Below are 15,485 nucleotides of genomic sequence, written 5' to 3'. Positions count from 1 at the left end.
TCAAAACCACGCTCATTTGCAAGGCTTTAGTAAGCGCTTGGTTAAGTCACCGTGGTTCGGAATTCGCGCTTAGAAAACTCAATAGATAGTGAAGTGGGACGCCTCAGACCTCGGCAGATGGTGCGGATAAGATAAAGATTCGGTCGTCTTGGATTACCAGACCCATTCTCCGCGCCTTAGCTTCGGTTATCAGCGCCCATTATCAGACTGAGGAGCTTTTTAGCAGGTCAACTCCGAGCGCGAGAACGTTCGTTCAGCTACTGCCCTTATGCTGATGAGGTTGCCAGATTTGCACGGGCCCACTCCTCAGCGGTCGTGACTTGAGTCGACTGCTGCGCGTTGAAAGTGCCTGCTTTAGGCCAGGCCACGCCTCTGCCCTGGGCGAACACAGCGCGGTACTTCTTGATGTGATGCGTTGGGTCTCTCTCCAATTCTTGGAGCAAGTACGGAACAGTCCACACGTTACGTTTGAACGGGCGACCCAGTACACGTTCGAGGAGGCTCGCAACCTCTCCGTACGTCACTGTATCTCCCGAGAGGTACACAATCTGATCGCGGAAGCGAGGTTCGAAGAAAACAATTTCCGCTGTCAACGCACCAATGTCTTCTGGAGTCGTGAGCGTCACGCTGGTCTCAAGACTGCCTAGCGCGTTCACGGTATCGTTTTCGAAGTCAACCACCTCGAATACTGGCTCGAATAGAAAGCTGGTGAACATACCCGTCGAGATGATTACCCATTCAGTTTTATCCTGGGCGCGAAGCAATTCGCGTACATCAAGCTGAGCATCGAACAGATCTTGAGGACTGCCCCGACCGATTACCTCGAAGTCGACACCAAACTGCCAAGGAAAGTAGCGCTTCACACCGGACTTGAGAGCTGCTGTAGCCAGCTTCATCGGGGTTTCCCGGCCTGCAACCATGCCTGCGCAGCCTATTACGGTATCGAACCGTGCGAACACTTCAGCCAACTGATCGATTGAATTATTCACGAGATCTGCGGCCACCATCTGGATGCCAAGATCTCGAAGCTCATCGATTTCGACCTTTTTCTCGGGCACCTGAGTGTTGATGGTCGAATCCCTGAGCAGGACGCTGATTGTGGAGCCGGGCGCGCGCTTTGCTACTCGCGCAAGATTGCGCAGAACCGGCAGCCCAAGCTCACCGGCGCCTAGAACGAGAATGGATTAGGGGGAAAGCTGAGTCACTTCGGTCATGATTTCTCCTGAGACCTGTTGCCTGTAAGATGAACAAATGCTTGCACGATTAGGCAACGTTCGTAAGAAGGCACACCTGTGATACCAGAGAATGAAATGACCGATCAGGAGGCTCTCAGCCAGGCAGAAACAATTTGCCGAACGCTTAGAGAAGACGATGATGGCGTCAGACGAGAAGTGCTTGCTCACGCAGGTAGCCGCTGGTCGTTAGGTATTCTGCATGCCCTGGGGGTTTACGGCACGATGCGCCATGCCGAAATAAAAAGGCAGATGACTGGGGTGACTCAGCGGATGTTAACCAAGACGCTACGCTCCATGGAGCGGGATGGGCTAGTGGTTCGGCGGGAGTTCGGTGAGATTCCGCCACGTGTCGAGTATGAGCTGACGCCGCTGGGTATGGGACTGTTGATCCGCATGTCACCTATCTGGACTTGGGTTGTCGAGAACGTTGAGGATTTCCGCAAGGCGCGGCGTATTTTCGACAGTCAGGATGACAAAAAACCCGCATGGCAAATACCTCCATCGACACCATTAGATTCAGACGCGTCGGACTGAATGTAGCTCATAGCGTGTTAGGAGCCCTGTGCCCATTGATGCGGTAGTAATTGGTCAATTGCACTGGCCCTCTGTGTCGGCAACCGCGTCAGTACATCCTTGAGATACGCGAACGGATCATGCCCATTCATGCGTGCCGATTGAATCAAGCTCATAATTGCCGCCGCTCGTTTACCGCTGCGCAGTGATCCGGCGAAGAGCCAATTCGAACGGCCAAGGGCCCAAGGCCGGATCGTATTTTCGACCCGATTGTTGTCGATGGGCACAGCACCATCATTGAGGTAGCGCGTCAGCGCTACCCAGCGTTTCAGGCTGTAATCCAGAGCCTTGGCTGTGGCCGAGCCCTCGGGCACAAGTTCGCGCTGAGCCAGCATCCACTCATGCAACTTCTCCGCGATAGGAATCGCCATTTCTTGACGTAATCGCCAGCGATCTTCATCGCTCATCTCTTTGGCCTTTCGTTCAACCTCGTATAGGCCGCCGATTGAGTGCAGCGCCTGTTCGGCCAGTTGGCTTTTGTTCGCCACATGCAGGTCGAAGAACTTGCGGCGAGCATGGGCCATGCAGCCGATTTCGGTGATGCCCCCTTCGAAGCCGGCCTTGTAGCCTGCGAAGCCATCGCAGACCAGCTTGCCGTTCCAAGTGCCCAGGAAGTTGCGCGCATGTTCGCCAGCACGGCTCGGGCTGAAGTCGTAGACTACCGCCTTCAGTGCCGAGAATGGTGTCGTGCAGTAGGCCCAGACATACGCTCGGTGCGTTTTCTTTTCACCCGGTGCCAGCATCTGCACGGGTGTTTCATCGGCATGGACGACTCGCTGGGCCAGCACTGCCTCGCGCAGTGCTTCCACGAGCGGTTGCAGTTGTACGCCGGTTTGACCCACCCACTGCGCCAGTGTCGAACGGGCGATGGGCAGCCCGGCGCGGCCGAAGATTTTCTCTTGGCGATACAGCGGCAGATGGTCGGCGAACTTGGCCACCATGATGTGGGCCAGCAGGCCTGCGGTCGGGACGCCTTTGTCGATGACGTGCGCCGGTACCGGCGCCTGGATTAGCGTTTCACACTGCTCGCAGGCCCACTTTCCACGGATGTGACGCTCGACGGTGAATACGCCGGGCGTGTAGTCGAGCTTTTCGCTGGCGTCTTCGCCGATGCGCTTGAGGGCGCAGCCGCACTGGCAGTGGCTGTTGTCCGGTTCGTGATGGATCAGTGTGCGAGGAAACTGCGGTGGCAGCGGTGCGCGCTTGGGTTGCTGGCGCACTTTGGCTTCGACAGGTGCCGGTTGCAGCGCCTCAAGTTCGGCTTCGATAGCGGCGATATCCGTATCGATCAAGTCGTCGAGCAGGCTGGCTTGATCCGGGCTCAACTGCTCGCTGCGCTTGGCAAACTTGAAGCGTTTGAGCAGCGCGATCTCGTGGGCCAGTTTCTCGTTGACCGACTTGTGATGAGTGATTTGCTTGTCCATTGTCTCGACGCGCTGGATCAACTGCGCCGCCAGGGCACGCAGTTGTTCAGGGTTTAATTGATCGAGATTTGGATGCAAAGTCATGCCGCCGATTTTGCCAGAGAGGGCTGATGGCGACGATAGACTGATGGGCCAATTGCGCTGGCAAGCACGCCATGGCAGATGTTAAAGCATCGAGATGATTCCGCCTGCACCGACGCGCTGCCAAGGTAAACCGAGCACCAGGGCCTGAAGTTGCTCGGCATCCAACTCAACTTCGGAGCCGTGTCGCACACCCGGCCAGAAGAAGCGTCCTTGATTCAAACGCCGGGCGGCAAGCCAAATCCCCACGCCGTCATGCACCAGCACTTTCATTCGATTGGCGCGGCGGTTGGCGAACAGATAGGCACAGTGCGGCTTCGCCGCACCGAACACCGCCACGACTCGTGCGAGCGCGGTTTCAGTGCCGGCGCGCATGTCCATGGGCTCGGTGGCGAGCCAGATGGAATCGACGCGGATCATCGCAGCAGGTCTCGTAGGAAAGCAGAACACGCCGCTGCATTTTCTGCTGGCCAACTCACCACGACTACACCTTTTGGATGCGGCACTTCGATTCGGATCGTGGCAGGAAGGGCCTGATGCATCGGCACCGGCGGCGAAGTCTTGACCGGGATGAAGGCAGTTTGCAGTGCCAGGTTTTTCTGCGCATGCACCCGAATCCATTTATGGACGAGGTTTGCATTGAGGTTGTGGGTCAAGGCGACATTGGCAATTGAAGTGTCAGGATGGGCGCACTCAGTAATGACCTGGGCCTTGAAGGACTTGGAATAGGAACGGCGTTCTTGTGGCATGGGCGTCCGCTTAAAAAGGCTAAAAATGGTGTCCACTTAAATTTAGGTGGACACCATCGCCTTAACCGATGGCATCAGGAAGATGTGTTGCTCGGACGGTTACTTTCCAACGTCCAGCCCACATGCTCCATCTCGGCAGATAGGGCTGCCACTGTCCCCACCAATCCTTCGCCCAGCGCAATAATTGCGAACAGACTGTAGCGTTCTGAAATGTGCTCTGCGTGCCAGGGCGTACCACCGTCCCTGCGTTCCGCGAATATCGGACCGGCAAATTCGACTAGAAACCACAAAAAAAACAGCGTGATAGTGACGTCGATTGAAAGAGGAAAAAAGAAAAGTGCAATCCAGCCGAGTTGCGCAACCGCGATCGAGACAGCATAAGTGATGCAAGCGCGGCGTCTTGAAGGGTCCTGCTTCGCCGCGCGCAACCACTGAAATATCATCGCAACGCGCATGATCACGTAGCCCAGCACCATGACTGAGGCGTCCAAATGCTGGCCCTGCTCTAACGAAGAGAACAGTCGAGGTAAACCGATCGCAAGTACCAGCACACCAGCCATTTGCACCATAGTCGCGATGCGGAAAATCCAATCATCAGTATCGTAGGCTGATGCAAACCACGAGAAATTGGTCCATGCCCAACAGATGCAAAAGCTCGCGAACCCGAATCCGATTAATGCGGTGGAGTAGTGGCCCGCGGCTAAAGCATGTGCAAGCTGGGTAGCCGCGAACGCAAAGCAGGTCGCAAAGGTCAGGTCGAACAACAATTCGAGAGACGAAGCAACACGGTGTGTTTCCTGCGGATCGCGACCGGACATACGTCGTAGGTGATGTTGAAGAGCCTTAGTAACAGACGCCGATGTGCTCATACGTGATCCCTCGTTGGCAAGCGCCATGTATCAAAGGTGGTTTCAAAATTTATGTTCTCAGCGACCCACATAAGTGTTTTCGTTTCCCGCGTATAACGCCACCAATAGGTTGGTATGAGAAATCCTTTACTCAGCCCCACCCGTCTCAAGACGCATTCGACGAATATCACGTGAAGGGGGGGGGCACCAAACAGTCGCTTATATTCACGGCTGAATTGGGAGGCGCTTTCGTAACCGACAAGATTACTGGCTTCGCCAGCGTCGAAAGCTTGGTTTAGCATCAATTGCCGAGCCTCTTGCAAGCGCATTTGCTTTTGGAACTGCAGAGGACTCATACCTGTGATGTCGCGAAAGTGCTGTCGAAACGTCGACGGCGTCATGTGCGCGTGTGCGGCCAGGTCATCTAGATTCAAGGCTTGTTTAAAATTCTTCCTAAGCCAGGAGAGCGTTTGGGCCATTCGCTGGCGCGGAGTGCCATCGGCAATGATGTGGCGAAGTTGGGTTCCTTGGGGGCCAGCTAACAAACGGACGACGATTTCTTGCTGAATCAGTGGTGCAAGTTGGCTTACCAATTGCGGCTCGTCCAGTAGCCGTACTAATCGCAAAAACGCATCGAGTAAAGCAGGCTCCAGCTTGTGGACAGAGATCGGCTCATAGGCGGTCTCGGGCGAAGATGGCAGCTCCATCTCATATGCCACTTGCGCAACCTGGCGAATGTCCAGCTTCAGCATCATACCCAGCAGTGGTTCGCTGCGAGATGCCCGCGTGACATGGGCGGTCACTGGCATGTCGAAGGTCGATAGCATCAATTGGCCTGGCCCGTAATTATGCAACTTGTCGCCGACCATGATGTGCTTGTAGCCCTGGGTAATGAGACCTATCCCTAGGTTATAGATGCAAGGCATCGGCTCGCTAACGCCATGACGGCGATGCATCGTCAGTGCGGGAAGCGCTGTAGTGAAATCGCCGTCAGTGTTGGCAAAGCGTTGAATCGCGGCCGACAACTCTGCTGCTTGAGGGACATATGCGTTTTTAGATCCCTGATCGCCCTGCATTTGGTGATTTCCTGAGATATCCAAACGGCAAATGGTAGCAGCAGGCGCAACTGGAAGTTGCAGCCCGCTGAAATTTCCATCTTTTTAGGTAAAAAAATCTAAGAATCAGGCAAGAGCGGCACGGTTGTAGTGCAGCCCACAAGATGCAAGCCATGCCGCGACCAGAGCTGCCTGGACGTCCAGCGTCGCTAGATCATTCACCTCCCTCGTCCAAATTTGCTGAATCTGTTTAATCGGGCAAGTAATCATAACTTTTGTGCAAACGGTCGAGACCTTGCTCACCTAATCTGAAGCATCTGTTTGGACAACAAAGTGGTGACTGCGCGATCAGAAATCGCGGCGTGGGTTATCCATTGCTGTCTCAGATCAATCGCAAGCGGCGCAAAGATGCCGCCTGAATAACCAGGCATGTTCTGGAGAAAGCATCCACCAAGCCGTCTGTCCAACACCGTGAGTTCGCCTGAAGGGCCTTTACAATGAAAATAGGACTGATCGCATTACTACTGGCATTGCCCATTTCGGGCACGGCACTGGCTGACAGCGCAGGCAGTTCCATGCCTCCGGCAGGTAGTGTCAGTAAAGCCGAGGGGTTAAAGGCTTGGCAGCGGATTGAAGCCGTGGTGACTCACCCGCGCTGCGCCAACTGTCACGTTGGTCCCAACAATATTCCGATGTGGACCATCTCCGGTGAAAACAAGACCCGCCCGCACGGCATGAATATCCACGCCGGAGACTCGCGTATAGGCGCTGAAACAGTGTCTTGCGTGGCTTGTCACGCAAGTTCGGATACACCAAACGTAGCCCCCCATATGCCGCCACACGTAGGGCTTCCGTGGCAGCTCGCCCCAGTAGCTTTTGAGTGGTTCGAAAAGACCGGCGCCGAAATTTGCACGCAGTTGCGCGACCCCAAGCGTAATGGGGGCCGTGATGCCGCTGGCCTAGTTGAGCACCTGCATCATGATGCCAAGATAAAAGGTTTTATTCCCTGGGCCTGGGTTCCCGGACCAGGGCGCTCTACACCGCCTGGTAGTTTCGATACGCACGTGCAGGACATGACCGTGTGGGGTGCTGCTGGTCAGCCTTGTCCCGAATGATGGCCTTATTGATGTTCTGCCAAACGTTTTTTGGCGAGCGGTCTGCGAGCGCTTGGCGTTCGTCCTTTAAACAGCCTTCGGGTAAACGCTTCGCAAGGTTGGCCTGGCGCCAGCCAATAGATCATCTACGGGTCGGAGGATTTCATGATCACGCTTAATATCAATAACAAGGACCTGCGTGTCGACGTTGCCCCCGATACGCCTTTGCTGTGGGTGCTACGCGATAGTTTGCAGCTTACTGGTACCAAGTTCGGCTGCGGCATGTCGCTGTGTGGGGCCTGCACTGTTCACCTTAATGGCCAGCCCGTGCGCTCTTGCGTCACCCCTGTGTCGGCTGCAGTCGAGGCCAAGATCGTCACTATCGAAGGTGTCGGCGAAACCCCTACAGGTAAGGTGGTCCAGGAAGCCTGGCAACGGCTTGACGTAGTGCAGTGCGGTTACTGCCAGTCAGGTCAGATCATGAGTGCGGTGGCGTTGCTACAAGCCAATCGTTCGCCTTCAGATACCGACATTGATCGAACAATGGGTGGCAACGTCTGTCGCTGCGCAACCTATGTACGCATTCGCGCGGCCATCCATGATGCTGCCAAGTCCCTGGCTTGAGCACCGAGGTAATAAATATGATCCGGTCTATCGAGAACGAAAGTCGCCGCCGTTTCCTCCAGGGTACGGCAGGCCTAACTTTGGCCGTCTATTTGCCTTGGTCGCTGGCTGAGGGCACCGCGCGCGCAGGTAAGGAGGGAACGTTCGAGCCCAACGCATTCCTGCGCATCGGCGAAGACAATGTCGTCACCGTTATCTCTAAACACTTGGAGATGGGACAAGGTGCTTACACTGGTCTGGCCACTCTGGTCGCAGAGGAGTTGGATGCGGACTGGGCGCAAGTTCGTGTTGAAAGCGCCCCAGCAGAGTCGCGCTACAACAATTCGCTACTGGGTATTCAGGGCACCGGTGGCAGTAGCTCCATCGCCAACTCCTGGGAACAGCTGCGCAAGGCCGGCGCTACTGCTCGTGCCATGCTGGTGTCGGCGGCCGCTTGGCTGTGGAAGGTGCCGGCGCAGGAAATCGAAGTGGTAGATGGCGTACTGCGACATGCTGCGTCAGGTAAGCAGGCGACATTCGGTCAACTGGCCAAGCTAGCCTCCGAGCAGCCGGTGCCGGCCGAAGTCAAGCTCAAGGATCCTAGTGCATTCAAACTGATCGGCCGGCAGCAGTTGGCGCGTAAAGACTCGGCTGACAAGGTCAATGGCAAGGCGATCTACACCCAGGACATTCACTTGCCCGGGATGCTTACGGCTGTGGTTGCTCATCCGCCGCGCATTGGCGCCAAGGTGAAATCCTTTGATGCCAAGGCGGCGCTGGCCATGCCCGGAGTGGTGCATGTGGTGCAGATCCCCAGCGGCGTGGCTGTTGTGGCGAAAGATACCTGGAGCGCAAAGAAGGGGCGTGACGCAGTAACGATCCAGTGGGACGAGAGCAGCGCCTTCAAGCAGAGTACGGAGCAGTTGTTCCAACGCTACCGCGAGTTAGCCAAAACTGAGGGCACGGTTGTCCGCAACGACGGTGATGTCAAAACCGGTCTTGCGAGTGCCACACGTACGCTGGAAGCGGAGTACGACTTTCCCTTTCTTGCCCATTCGGCCATGGAACCGATGAACTGCGTGGTCGCTTTGACTAAGTACGGTTGCGAAACCTGGCATGGCGCGCAGATGCAGTCACAAGTCCAGTCCGTATTGGCAGACCTGTTCGGTCTGGAGCCGGAGCAGGTTCGGGTCCACACGCTATACGCTGGCGGCAGTTTCGGCCGGCGGGCGAGTAAAGATGCTGATTACGTTCTGGAAAATGCCCATATCGTCAAAGCTATCGGTGGAAAAGCCCCGGTAAAACTGGTGTGGTTGCGCGAAGACGACATGCAGGCCGGCCACTACAGACCTATGTACCATCATCGCCTGACTGCGGGGCTGGATGACCAAGGCAAACTGGTCGCCTGGCAGCACCGATTGGTTGGTCAATCCGTGTTCGCGGGATCACCATTTGCTGCCTTCATCAAGGATGGTATCGATTCCACCTCAGTGGAGGGAGGGTCGACGCTTCCTTACCGAATCCCCAATCTGCGCGTTGATCTGCATACCCCTAGCGATATCCCGGTACCCATACAGTGGTGGCGGGTAGTGGGGCACTCCCATAACGCCTTTTCCACTGAGTGTTTCTTCGACGAGCTAGCGCAGATGGCTGGGCAGGATCCGGTGGCCTGGCGGCTTGCAATGCTTGAAGGGCATTCACGTCATATAGAAACCCTTAAGTTGGTGGCGCAGAAGGCGGGGTGGGACAAGCCGTTGGCAGCAGGCAAGCAGGGTGAGCGCCGAGGTCGCGGAGTGGCTCTACACGAAGCCTTTGGTTCGGTGGTAGCACAAGTGGCCGAAGTCACGGTGCAAAGCGATGGTCAATTCAAAGTGGACCGTGTGGTCTGCTCGGTGGAGTGCGGCATTGCAGTCAATCCGGATGTAATCCGTGCTCAGGTCGAGGGTTCGATTGGTTTTGCTCTCTCAGCCGCCATGCACGAAGCAATCACCTTGACCGACGGAAAGATTGATCAATCCAACTTCCACAACAACGAGCCGTTGCGCATCTATAACATGCCTAAGGTAGAGGTACATATTGTGCCTTCGGCAAACCCACCAACTGGTATCGGTGAGCCGCCTGTAGCGCCACTCGCTCCGGCGTTGGTGAACGCACTGGCAGCGGCAACCGGCAAGCGTATCCGACGCCTGCCTATCAGCAATCAATTGTCGGTTTGACCATGCAACACTTGGATTTGCAGGTCATTGAGCAAGCACTGACCTGGTCCCGGAATGGGGAAACTGTTTGGCTGTGCACAGTGCTCGCCACGTTCGGATCATCGCCGCGGGGGCCCGGCTCCTGGCTGGCTGCCCGCAGCGACGGACGCCATGTCGGTTCGCTGTCCGGTGGCTGCGTCGAGGAGAACTTCCTCGAACGCCTGCAGGACGGCCAATTCGAGGACCGTATTCAGATCGTGCGTTACGGCGATGCGCAGGACGGGCCACAAGATTCGCGAATCACGCTGCCTTGCGGTGGCATATTGAAAGTGCTGATCGAGCGTCTGCCGGCCAACTCGACGACACTGGATCAGCTGGAGATCATGCAATCGACATTGCGTGGGCAGCGCCATTTACTGCGATGCGTCAACCTGAGCAGCGGTGAAGCCCGCTTCGAGGTCGATGATGGCCTAGGTCCTCGGGTGGTCGAGTTGACTGAGCGTGAAATCGTACAACTGCGGATCGGTCCGGCTGCACGCCTGATCATCGCAGGCATGTCGCCGGTATCGGTGGCATGCGCAGAATTTGCCCGCACACTTGGTTTCGAAGTCGTCCTCTGCGACCCCAGGGAGGAAGTCTTTGAGGGTGTTGAGCTACCAGGTATAGAGGTTAAACCTATTTTGCCGTCGTTGTTCATCAGTGCTGGCGGATGTCATGCAGCCACCGCCGTTGTCGCCCTTACTCATGATCCGCGTATCGACGACTTGGCAATGATGGAGGCTGTATGCACTTCGGCCTTTTACATCGGCGTCATGGGTTCGTTGCAAACCTCTAAACTGCGCGCGGAGCGTCTGCGCCGTATCGGGGGATTAAGCGACGAGCAAATTGCTCGACTGCACATGCCGATAGGTCTGTCCTTGGGCAGCAAGACGCCTGCTGAGATCGCTCTGGCAGTGATGGCAGATATTATCCGAGTCCAGCGTGGGCGGTCGCGCGATGCCCTCTGAATCGATCGTTGATGCGCAGGGACGTCGTCTGGGCAACTTACGCGTTAGCCTGACCAGTGCATGCAACTACGCTTGCATCTATTGCGTGGCTGATGGCAAACGTCTGCAGGCTCGCGACGACAGCTTGCCGCTAGACAAGTTATTACTGGCAGTGGAATACCTGAAAACGGTAAACCCACTAGAGCGTCTAAGGATTACCGGTGGCGAGCCTCTGATCAGCCCTCTGTTCGATGGTTTCATGAAGGCAGTACGACGGCTCGGCTTCGAAGATGTATCGCTGACCAGCAACGGGCAATTGCTGTCGCGCAAGCTCCCACTATTACTGGAGGCCGGCGTCAAGCGTATCAACATTTCACTCGACACCTTGGATGCTGAGGCTTTCCAGCGCATCGCCCGCGGCGGGGATTTAGCCACGGTTCTCGAAGGTATTGACCGGGCCTTGGCGGCCGGTTTGCAGGTGAAAATCAACATGGTGCCGCTTCGTGGGCACAATCATGATCAGATCCTGCCCCTGCTTGAATACTGTCTGGCGCGGGGGATGGAATTGCGCTTCATCGAATTGATGCGCATGGGGCACCTGGCGCGTGATGATGAAACTTTCCGCCAGCAGTTTTATGGTTTGGCCGAGATTCTTGAGCTTATCGGTCAGCATCATTCGTTCGGTGCAGCACCGAGTGCACACAGCTCTACGGCATTGCGATTCGATATAGCGGGACGAGGTTACTTCGGCGTGATCGCCAACGCTAGCGCACCCTTCTGCGGCAGCTGTAACCGCGTGCGCCTGAGTGCCAGCGGGTGGCTGCATGGGTGTCTTTCCTCCAGCCAAAGCCACTATTTGGGCGATATCCTCGAACTTCCGCGCGACCTCGCGTTGACGCGTATTCGCGAATTGTCGAGACGTGCCCTAATAGACAAACAAACGACTCATTTCACGGGTGACGTCATGATCATGAAAGTCATCGGTGGGTAAAACGTCATGATTCCTGAAACCGAACCACCACCTCGAATAAGGGTGATACGTCATATCGCTCCTGCACGGGAAATAGGTCCTGTCTTGGCAGGCAGCATACGGGCGATCGAGCATGCGGAGGCGGCGTCAACTGCGATCTTTCTCGATGACATGCCCTGGATCAGCGGCGACAGTCTGCACCATCTACTGGGTGTGATCTCGCCTGAGCGCGTCGTCGTGCCGACCTTCGGAGGTGTGCGAGGGGCTCGCTTCGCATTCAAGAGCCAGTTCTGGCGGACGTTAAATTTGCTGATAGAGGGCGGTGATGAAAAAAAAGCACCGCAGGCGCATCCACACTCAATAGATCTTCCAGAATTAAATGATACCGATAACCAGCGATACACCAGCAACGAGTGCTGAAGCCGCGGCCCAATCCGTTTTCGTAGCCTTGGATGCGCCTGTCCCGAAGGCGATCTGAGCGATACGCACCAAGCAGCATTCATCTCTGAGGCTTTTTTGTGAGCTCCTTTGGAAAGAGATGAACTTTTAGCGCCCCTCAGGGCGCTTTTTTTGTCCGGTCGCTGAAGTCGAGTTTCTGAAGCCCGTGTCAGGAGAATCCAGTCACTACATGGGGTACATATGGGGATTCGAGGCGCTTGACTTCCTCTTCGCTCAATAACAACTCCAGCGCAGCGATTGCGTCGTCAAGTTGGGGCGCCTTAGAAGCGCCAACGATAGGTGCTGAGACGCCACGCTTGGCTAACACCCATGCCAACGCAACCTGCGCCATAGGCACACCTCGTTCCCCAGCAATCTGCTCTACAACGTCAATCACCCGGCCGTCTTCGACTTCAGTAGCCTGGTAAAACGACTGCCCTGAGACATCGGTTTTGGTGCGCTCAGTCTGTTGGCCGTATGGCCTGGTCAGCCTGCCGCGTGCCATTGGGCTCCATGGCATCAACCCCACGCCCTGATCGAGGCAGAGTGGGATCATTTCCCGCTCCTCTTCTCGATACACCAGGTTCAGATAGTTCTGCATGGACACAAACTTGCTCCATCCGTTTGCCACGGCGACCTGCTGTGCTTTAGCGAACTGCCATGCATACATGGATGAGGCGCCGATGTACCTGGCTTTGCCTGCTTTGACTATGTCATGCAGGGCTTCCATCGTTTCCTCGATAGGCGTGTCGTAGTCCCAACGATGGATCTGGTACAGGTCGATGTAGTCAGTGCCCAAGCGAGTCAGGCTCGCATCAACGCTGTCCATGATGGCTTTACGAGAAAGACCTTTCTCGTTTGGCTTTGCTGAGCCTTCCCATCCCCGCATATTTGCCGGGAAAAATACCTTCGTGGCGATCACGGTCTCTTCTCGACGTGTGAACTCCTTCAGTAGCTTCCCAACGATGATTTCCGACGTTCCCGCGGAGTAGCTGTTCGCCGTATCAAAAAAGTTGATCCCCTGCTCCACTGCGTGCTTGATGATAGGCCGGCTTGCTTCCTCGCCCAATGTCCAGGGGTGCATGCCAGCATCAGGATCACCGAATGTCATGCAGCCAAGACACAGCCTGGAAACATCCAGACCCGTACTGCCAAGTTTCACGTACTTCATAAACTCTCCCGCAGATCGTTAATTGGGTAGTCAAGATACGCAAAAACCGAGCAAGCCCGGTTTCCATGTCATTGCATGTTTAGACTTTAAAATCGGTCGAGATAGACAGCTCTTTCCATTCAGCCAATTCAGCGTCCACAAAACGATTCTTCTCGCCAACCACGGCCACCGTGTCACTGCCCATCGCTAAACGCTGAGGAGGGTTCGGTGCATTGACCAGCGCGAACATTGCCTCGGCAAACTTCAGAGGATCACCGGGCTGCGCATGATTAGCGCCCTCAGCAAACTCTCGCATCTTACCGACAGTATCGTCGTAGTCAGACAGCTCCAGCTCAGTCTTGATCAACGACTGCTCATCAAGAAAGTCGGTGCGGAAGAAACCAGGTTCGACGACCGTCACCCGGATTCCCAGCGGTGCTAATTCCTGATGCAGCGCTTCGGAGATGCCTTCCACGGCAAACTTGGTAGAGCAGTAAACTCCCCAACCAATAAATGCCTGATATCCGCCAACGGAGGAAATGTTGACGATGTGGCCGCTACGCTGACGACGAAGGTGCGGCAGTACTGCGCGCGTAACATTCAGCACGCCGAAGACGTTTGTGGCGAACAGGCGCTCCGTCTCTTTTGCACTGGTCTCCTCAACGGCGCCCAAGACACCAAAACCAGCGTTATTGACGACTACATCAATCTGGCCAAATCGCTTGATACCCTCTGCAACGGCCTGATGTGCTTCTTCTTCGCTGGTTACGTCCAGCCGCACAGCAAGCAGATTCGGGTGATCGCCCAAGCGATCAGTGATGTCTTGAGGCTTTCGGGCGGTCGCGATGACTGCATCGCCGGCCCGCAGGGCTTGTTCTGCGATGAGTGTGCCAAAACCTCGGGAGGCTCCTGTGATGAACCAAGTACGCATATCAACTCCTCCTGCCAGCGACCCCTGCGGCATTGCCGGGCCGTACTGATAAGTTGACGCAACTTTAAATGTGCATTAGTGATGTGTTAATACCAATAATTTTGCATTCCCTTGTGAATACGGCTCATATATGAAAACCCCTTCGCCTGCTGATTTGTCGGTCTTTTTGAGCATCGCTCAGCATCTGAACTTGAGTAGAGCGGCAGTAGATCTTGGCCTCACACCCTCAGCCTTGAGCCATTCCTTGCGCATATTGGAGAACCGCCTCGGCGTGCGCCTATTCAATCGTACGACTCGCAGCGTGGCCCTGACTGAGGCAGGGGAGCGGTTATATCTCCGTTTGCGACCCGCGTTCCGAGATATCGAAGATGCCCTTGAAGATCTCAACAGCTTTCGTGACAAGCCCTCTGGTAGTTTGCGTATCACAGCGGGCCGCCAGGCTTGTGAACTGGTTCTGCTGCCAATCATCAGCCAGTTTCTTCAGCTCTATCCGGATATCAGGCTAGAGCTCGTCGAAAGCGATGCTTTTGTAGACGTAGTAGCGGGAGGGTTTGACGCTGGGGTGCGTTTCGGTAATCGCCTAGAAGCGGACATGGTATCTCTGGCTATTGGGCCGAACATGCGATCTGTCGTCGTAGGAGCACCTTCGCTTTTCGAACGCCACGCTGTGCCTCAGAAACCCGAGGATCTACATGGCATCCCCTGCATTCGCCACCGATTTCCCAGTGGCTCGATTTATCACTGGGAATTCGAGCGTGGGGCAATTGCTCAAGAAATTGAAGTGAGCGGCCCACTTACCCTGGGCGATGTCAGCCTAATGCTCGGGCCAGCCATAGAAGGGCTGGGATTGGCTTATGTCTTCGAAGACATGGTGACGGGATATTTGGCGGATGGACGTTTGAAACAAGTCTTGGCGGATTGGTGCCCCTACTATCCGGGATTGCACTTGTACTATCCAGGCCGGAGGCATCCTCCTACTGCGCTAAAAGCATTCATCGAATTCGCTCGTTCCGCCCGCCAGATGAGAGCGCCATAGTGCTTCCCCGATGGATGCCGGCACAATAAGTTTGGGAACCAGTTAACACGCTGCATTGACCACGGCCGAGAAGCCGCTGGCGAAACAGGCAAACCGGTATACCGGGTCTACTTGCTA

The 15,485-nt window shown here is 55.7% G+C and carries 16 protein-coding genes; 8 read left to right on the top strand and 8 right to left on the bottom strand.

The genetic code is table 11. The features are described 5' to 3' along the window. Positions 1 to 266 precede the first annotated feature (266 nt). Positions 267 to 1,181, bottom strand: a complete 915-nt coding sequence (locus tag BLU75_RS26490) for an aromatic alcohol reductase (protein ID WP_231982696.1) — start codon at positions 1,179 to 1,181, stop codon at positions 267 to 269. 129 nt (positions 1,182 to 1,310) lie between these two features. Between BLU75_RS26490 and BLU75_RS26485 the strand changes: the two genes are divergently transcribed. Next, positions 1,311 to 1,769 (top strand): winged helix-turn-helix transcriptional regulator, encoded by a 459-nt coding sequence (locus tag BLU75_RS26485; RefSeq protein ID WP_003429427.1) that lies wholly within the window; start codon positions 1,311 to 1,313, stop codon positions 1,767 to 1,769. Positions 1,770 to 1,786: 17 nt separating this feature from the next. Here BLU75_RS26485 and tnpC read toward each other — a convergent pair whose 3' ends face one another. From tnpC to BLU75_RS26460, 5 genes are all read right to left on the bottom strand, one after another. Continuing rightward, complete coding sequence (gene tnpC, locus BLU75_RS26480) at positions 1,787 to 3,316, bottom strand: IS66 family transposase (RefSeq protein WP_042944682.1); 1,530 nt, start codon at positions 3,314 to 3,316, stop codon at positions 1,787 to 1,789. Positions 3,317 to 3,397: 81 nt separating this feature from the next. Beyond that, a complete protein-coding gene (gene tnpB, locus BLU75_RS28050) occupies positions 3,398 to 3,733 on the bottom strand; it encodes an IS66 family insertion sequence element accessory protein TnpB (protein WP_003177794.1) in 336 nt (111 codons plus the stop codon). Further along, a complete protein-coding gene (gene tnpA, locus BLU75_RS26470; protein WP_003173944.1) occupies positions 3,730 to 4,062 on the bottom strand; it encodes an IS66-like element accessory protein TnpA in 333 nt (110 codons plus the stop codon). The genes tnpB and tnpA overlap by 4 nt, the downstream gene beginning before the upstream one ends. 74 nt (positions 4,063 to 4,136) lie before the next feature. After that, the gene (locus BLU75_RS26465; RefSeq protein ID WP_090221596.1) at positions 4,137 to 4,880 is read right to left on the bottom strand and encodes a low temperature requirement protein A; all 744 of its coding nucleotides are present in this window, start codon (positions 4,878 to 4,880) and stop codon (positions 4,137 to 4,139) included. Positions 4,881 to 4,927: 47 nt separating this feature from the next. Further along, the gene (locus tag BLU75_RS26460; protein WP_231982595.1) at positions 4,928 to 5,986 is read right to left on the bottom strand and encodes an AraC family transcriptional regulator; all 1,059 of its coding nucleotides are present in this window, start codon (positions 5,984 to 5,986) and stop codon (positions 4,928 to 4,930) included. A 476-nt stretch (positions 5,987 to 6,462) separates the two neighbouring features. Here BLU75_RS26460 and BLU75_RS26455 point away from each other — a divergent pair, with 476 nt between their 5' ends. The 6 genes from BLU75_RS26455 (at position 6,463) to BLU75_RS26430 (ending at position 12,233) form a co-directional block, all read left to right on the top strand. Further along, complete coding sequence (locus BLU75_RS26455) at positions 6,463 to 7,080, top strand: hypothetical protein (protein WP_084379797.1); 618 nt, start codon at positions 6,463 to 6,465, stop codon at positions 7,078 to 7,080. 144 nt (positions 7,081 to 7,224) lie between these two features. Continuing rightward, positions 7,225 to 7,683 (top strand): (2Fe-2S)-binding protein, encoded by a 459-nt coding sequence (locus tag BLU75_RS26450; protein WP_084379796.1) that lies wholly within the window; start codon positions 7,225 to 7,227, stop codon positions 7,681 to 7,683. A gap of 17 nt (positions 7,684 to 7,700) precedes the next feature. Beyond that, complete coding sequence (locus tag BLU75_RS26445) at positions 7,701 to 9,878, top strand: xanthine dehydrogenase family protein molybdopterin-binding subunit (protein WP_084379795.1); 2,178 nt, start codon at positions 7,701 to 7,703, stop codon at positions 9,876 to 9,878. A 2-nt stretch (positions 9,879 to 9,880) separates the two neighbouring features. After that, on the top strand, positions 9,881 to 10,864 hold the full coding sequence (locus BLU75_RS26440; protein ID WP_084379794.1) for an XdhC family protein: 984 nt from the start codon (positions 9,881 to 9,883) through the stop codon (positions 10,862 to 10,864). Further along, entirely contained in the window at positions 10,854 to 11,834 is a 981-nt protein-coding gene (locus tag BLU75_RS26435; protein ID WP_084379793.1) for a GTP 3',8-cyclase MoaA, read from the top strand. Before BLU75_RS26440 ends, BLU75_RS26435 begins: the two co-directional genes overlap by 11 nt. A gap of 6 nt (positions 11,835 to 11,840) precedes the next feature. After that, positions 11,841 to 12,233 carry an NTP transferase domain-containing protein gene (locus tag BLU75_RS26430; RefSeq protein WP_111770004.1) on the top strand — a complete coding sequence of 131 codons (393 nt, stop codon included), beginning with the start codon at positions 11,841 to 11,843 and terminating at the stop codon, positions 12,231 to 12,233. 187 nt (positions 12,234 to 12,420) lie between these two features. Here the strand turns inward: BLU75_RS26430 and BLU75_RS26425 are convergent, their stop codons facing one another. Then, positions 12,421 to 13,422, bottom strand: coding sequence for an aldo/keto reductase (locus BLU75_RS26425; protein WP_084379791.1), 1,002 nt, complete (start codon positions 13,420 to 13,422; stop codon positions 12,421 to 12,423). A 79-nt stretch (positions 13,423 to 13,501) separates the two neighbouring features. Beyond that, positions 13,502 to 14,332 (bottom strand): oxidoreductase, encoded by an 831-nt coding sequence (locus BLU75_RS26420; RefSeq protein ID WP_084379790.1) that lies wholly within the window; start codon positions 14,330 to 14,332, stop codon positions 13,502 to 13,504. 130 nt (positions 14,333 to 14,462) lie between these two features. On the opposite strand from BLU75_RS26420, the gene BLU75_RS26415 reads away from it, so the two are divergent. Next, positions 14,463 to 15,368 (top strand): LysR family transcriptional regulator, encoded by a 906-nt coding sequence (locus BLU75_RS26415; protein ID WP_084379789.1) that lies wholly within the window; start codon positions 14,463 to 14,465, stop codon positions 15,366 to 15,368. The last annotated feature ends 117 nt before the right edge of the window (positions 15,369 to 15,485 follow it).

The sequence above is a fragment of the Pseudomonas mucidolens genome, assembly GCF_900106045.1.
In the GTDB taxonomy this organism is placed as follows: Bacteria; Pseudomonadota; Gammaproteobacteria; order Pseudomonadales; family Pseudomonadaceae; genus Aquipseudomonas; species Aquipseudomonas mucidolens.
The sequence above is the reverse complement of the archived record's forward strand: the minus strand, read 5'-3'. Positions and strand labels throughout refer to the sequence as shown.

What these genes read in the sequence shown, in the direction of transcription:
- BLU75_RS26485 (WP_003429427.1), top strand. Translation starts at nt 1,311, where the DNA reads ATGACCGATCAGGAGGCTCTCAGCCAGGCAGAAACAATTTGCCGAACG.
- tnpC (WP_042944682.1), bottom strand. Translation starts at nt 3,316, where the DNA reads ATGACTTTGCATCCAAATCTCGATCAATTAAACCCTGAACAACTGCGT.
- tnpB (WP_003177794.1), bottom strand. Translation starts at nt 3,733, where the DNA reads ATGATCCGCGTCGATTCCATCTGGCTCGCCACCGAGCCCATGGACATG.
- tnpA (WP_003173944.1), bottom strand. Translation starts at nt 4,062, where the DNA reads ATGCCACAAGAACGCCGTTCCTATTCCAAGTCCTTCAAGGCCCAGGTC.
- BLU75_RS26465 (WP_090221596.1), bottom strand. Translation starts at nt 4,880, where the DNA reads ATGTCCGGTCGCGATCCGCAGGAAACACACCGTGTTGCTTCGTCTCTC.
- BLU75_RS26460 (WP_231982595.1), bottom strand. Translation starts at nt 5,986, where the DNA reads ATGCAGGGCGATCAGGGATCTAAAAACGCATATGTCCCTCAAGCAGCA.
- BLU75_RS26455 (WP_084379797.1), top strand. Translation starts at nt 6,463, where the DNA reads ATGAAAATAGGACTGATCGCATTACTACTGGCATTGCCCATTTCGGGC.
- BLU75_RS26450 (WP_084379796.1), top strand. Translation starts at nt 7,225, where the DNA reads ATGATCACGCTTAATATCAATAACAAGGACCTGCGTGTCGACGTTGCC.
- BLU75_RS26445 (WP_084379795.1), top strand. Translation starts at nt 7,701, where the DNA reads ATGATCCGGTCTATCGAGAACGAAAGTCGCCGCCGTTTCCTCCAGGGT.
- BLU75_RS26440 (WP_084379794.1), top strand. Translation starts at nt 9,881, where the DNA reads ATGCAACACTTGGATTTGCAGGTCATTGAGCAAGCACTGACCTGGTCC.
- BLU75_RS26435 (WP_084379793.1), top strand. Translation starts at nt 10,854, where the DNA reads ATGCCCTCTGAATCGATCGTTGATGCGCAGGGACGTCGTCTGGGCAAC.
- BLU75_RS26430 (WP_111770004.1), top strand. Translation starts at nt 11,841, where the DNA reads ATGATTCCTGAAACCGAACCACCACCTCGAATAAGGGTGATACGTCAT.
- BLU75_RS26425 (WP_084379791.1), bottom strand. Translation starts at nt 13,422, where the DNA reads ATGAAGTACGTGAAACTTGGCAGTACGGGTCTGGATGTTTCCAGGCTG.
- BLU75_RS26420 (WP_084379790.1), bottom strand. Translation starts at nt 14,332, where the DNA reads ATGCGTACTTGGTTCATCACAGGAGCCTCCCGAGGTTTTGGCACACTC.
- BLU75_RS26415 (WP_084379789.1), top strand. Translation starts at nt 14,463, where the DNA reads ATGAAAACCCCTTCGCCTGCTGATTTGTCGGTCTTTTTGAGCATCGCT.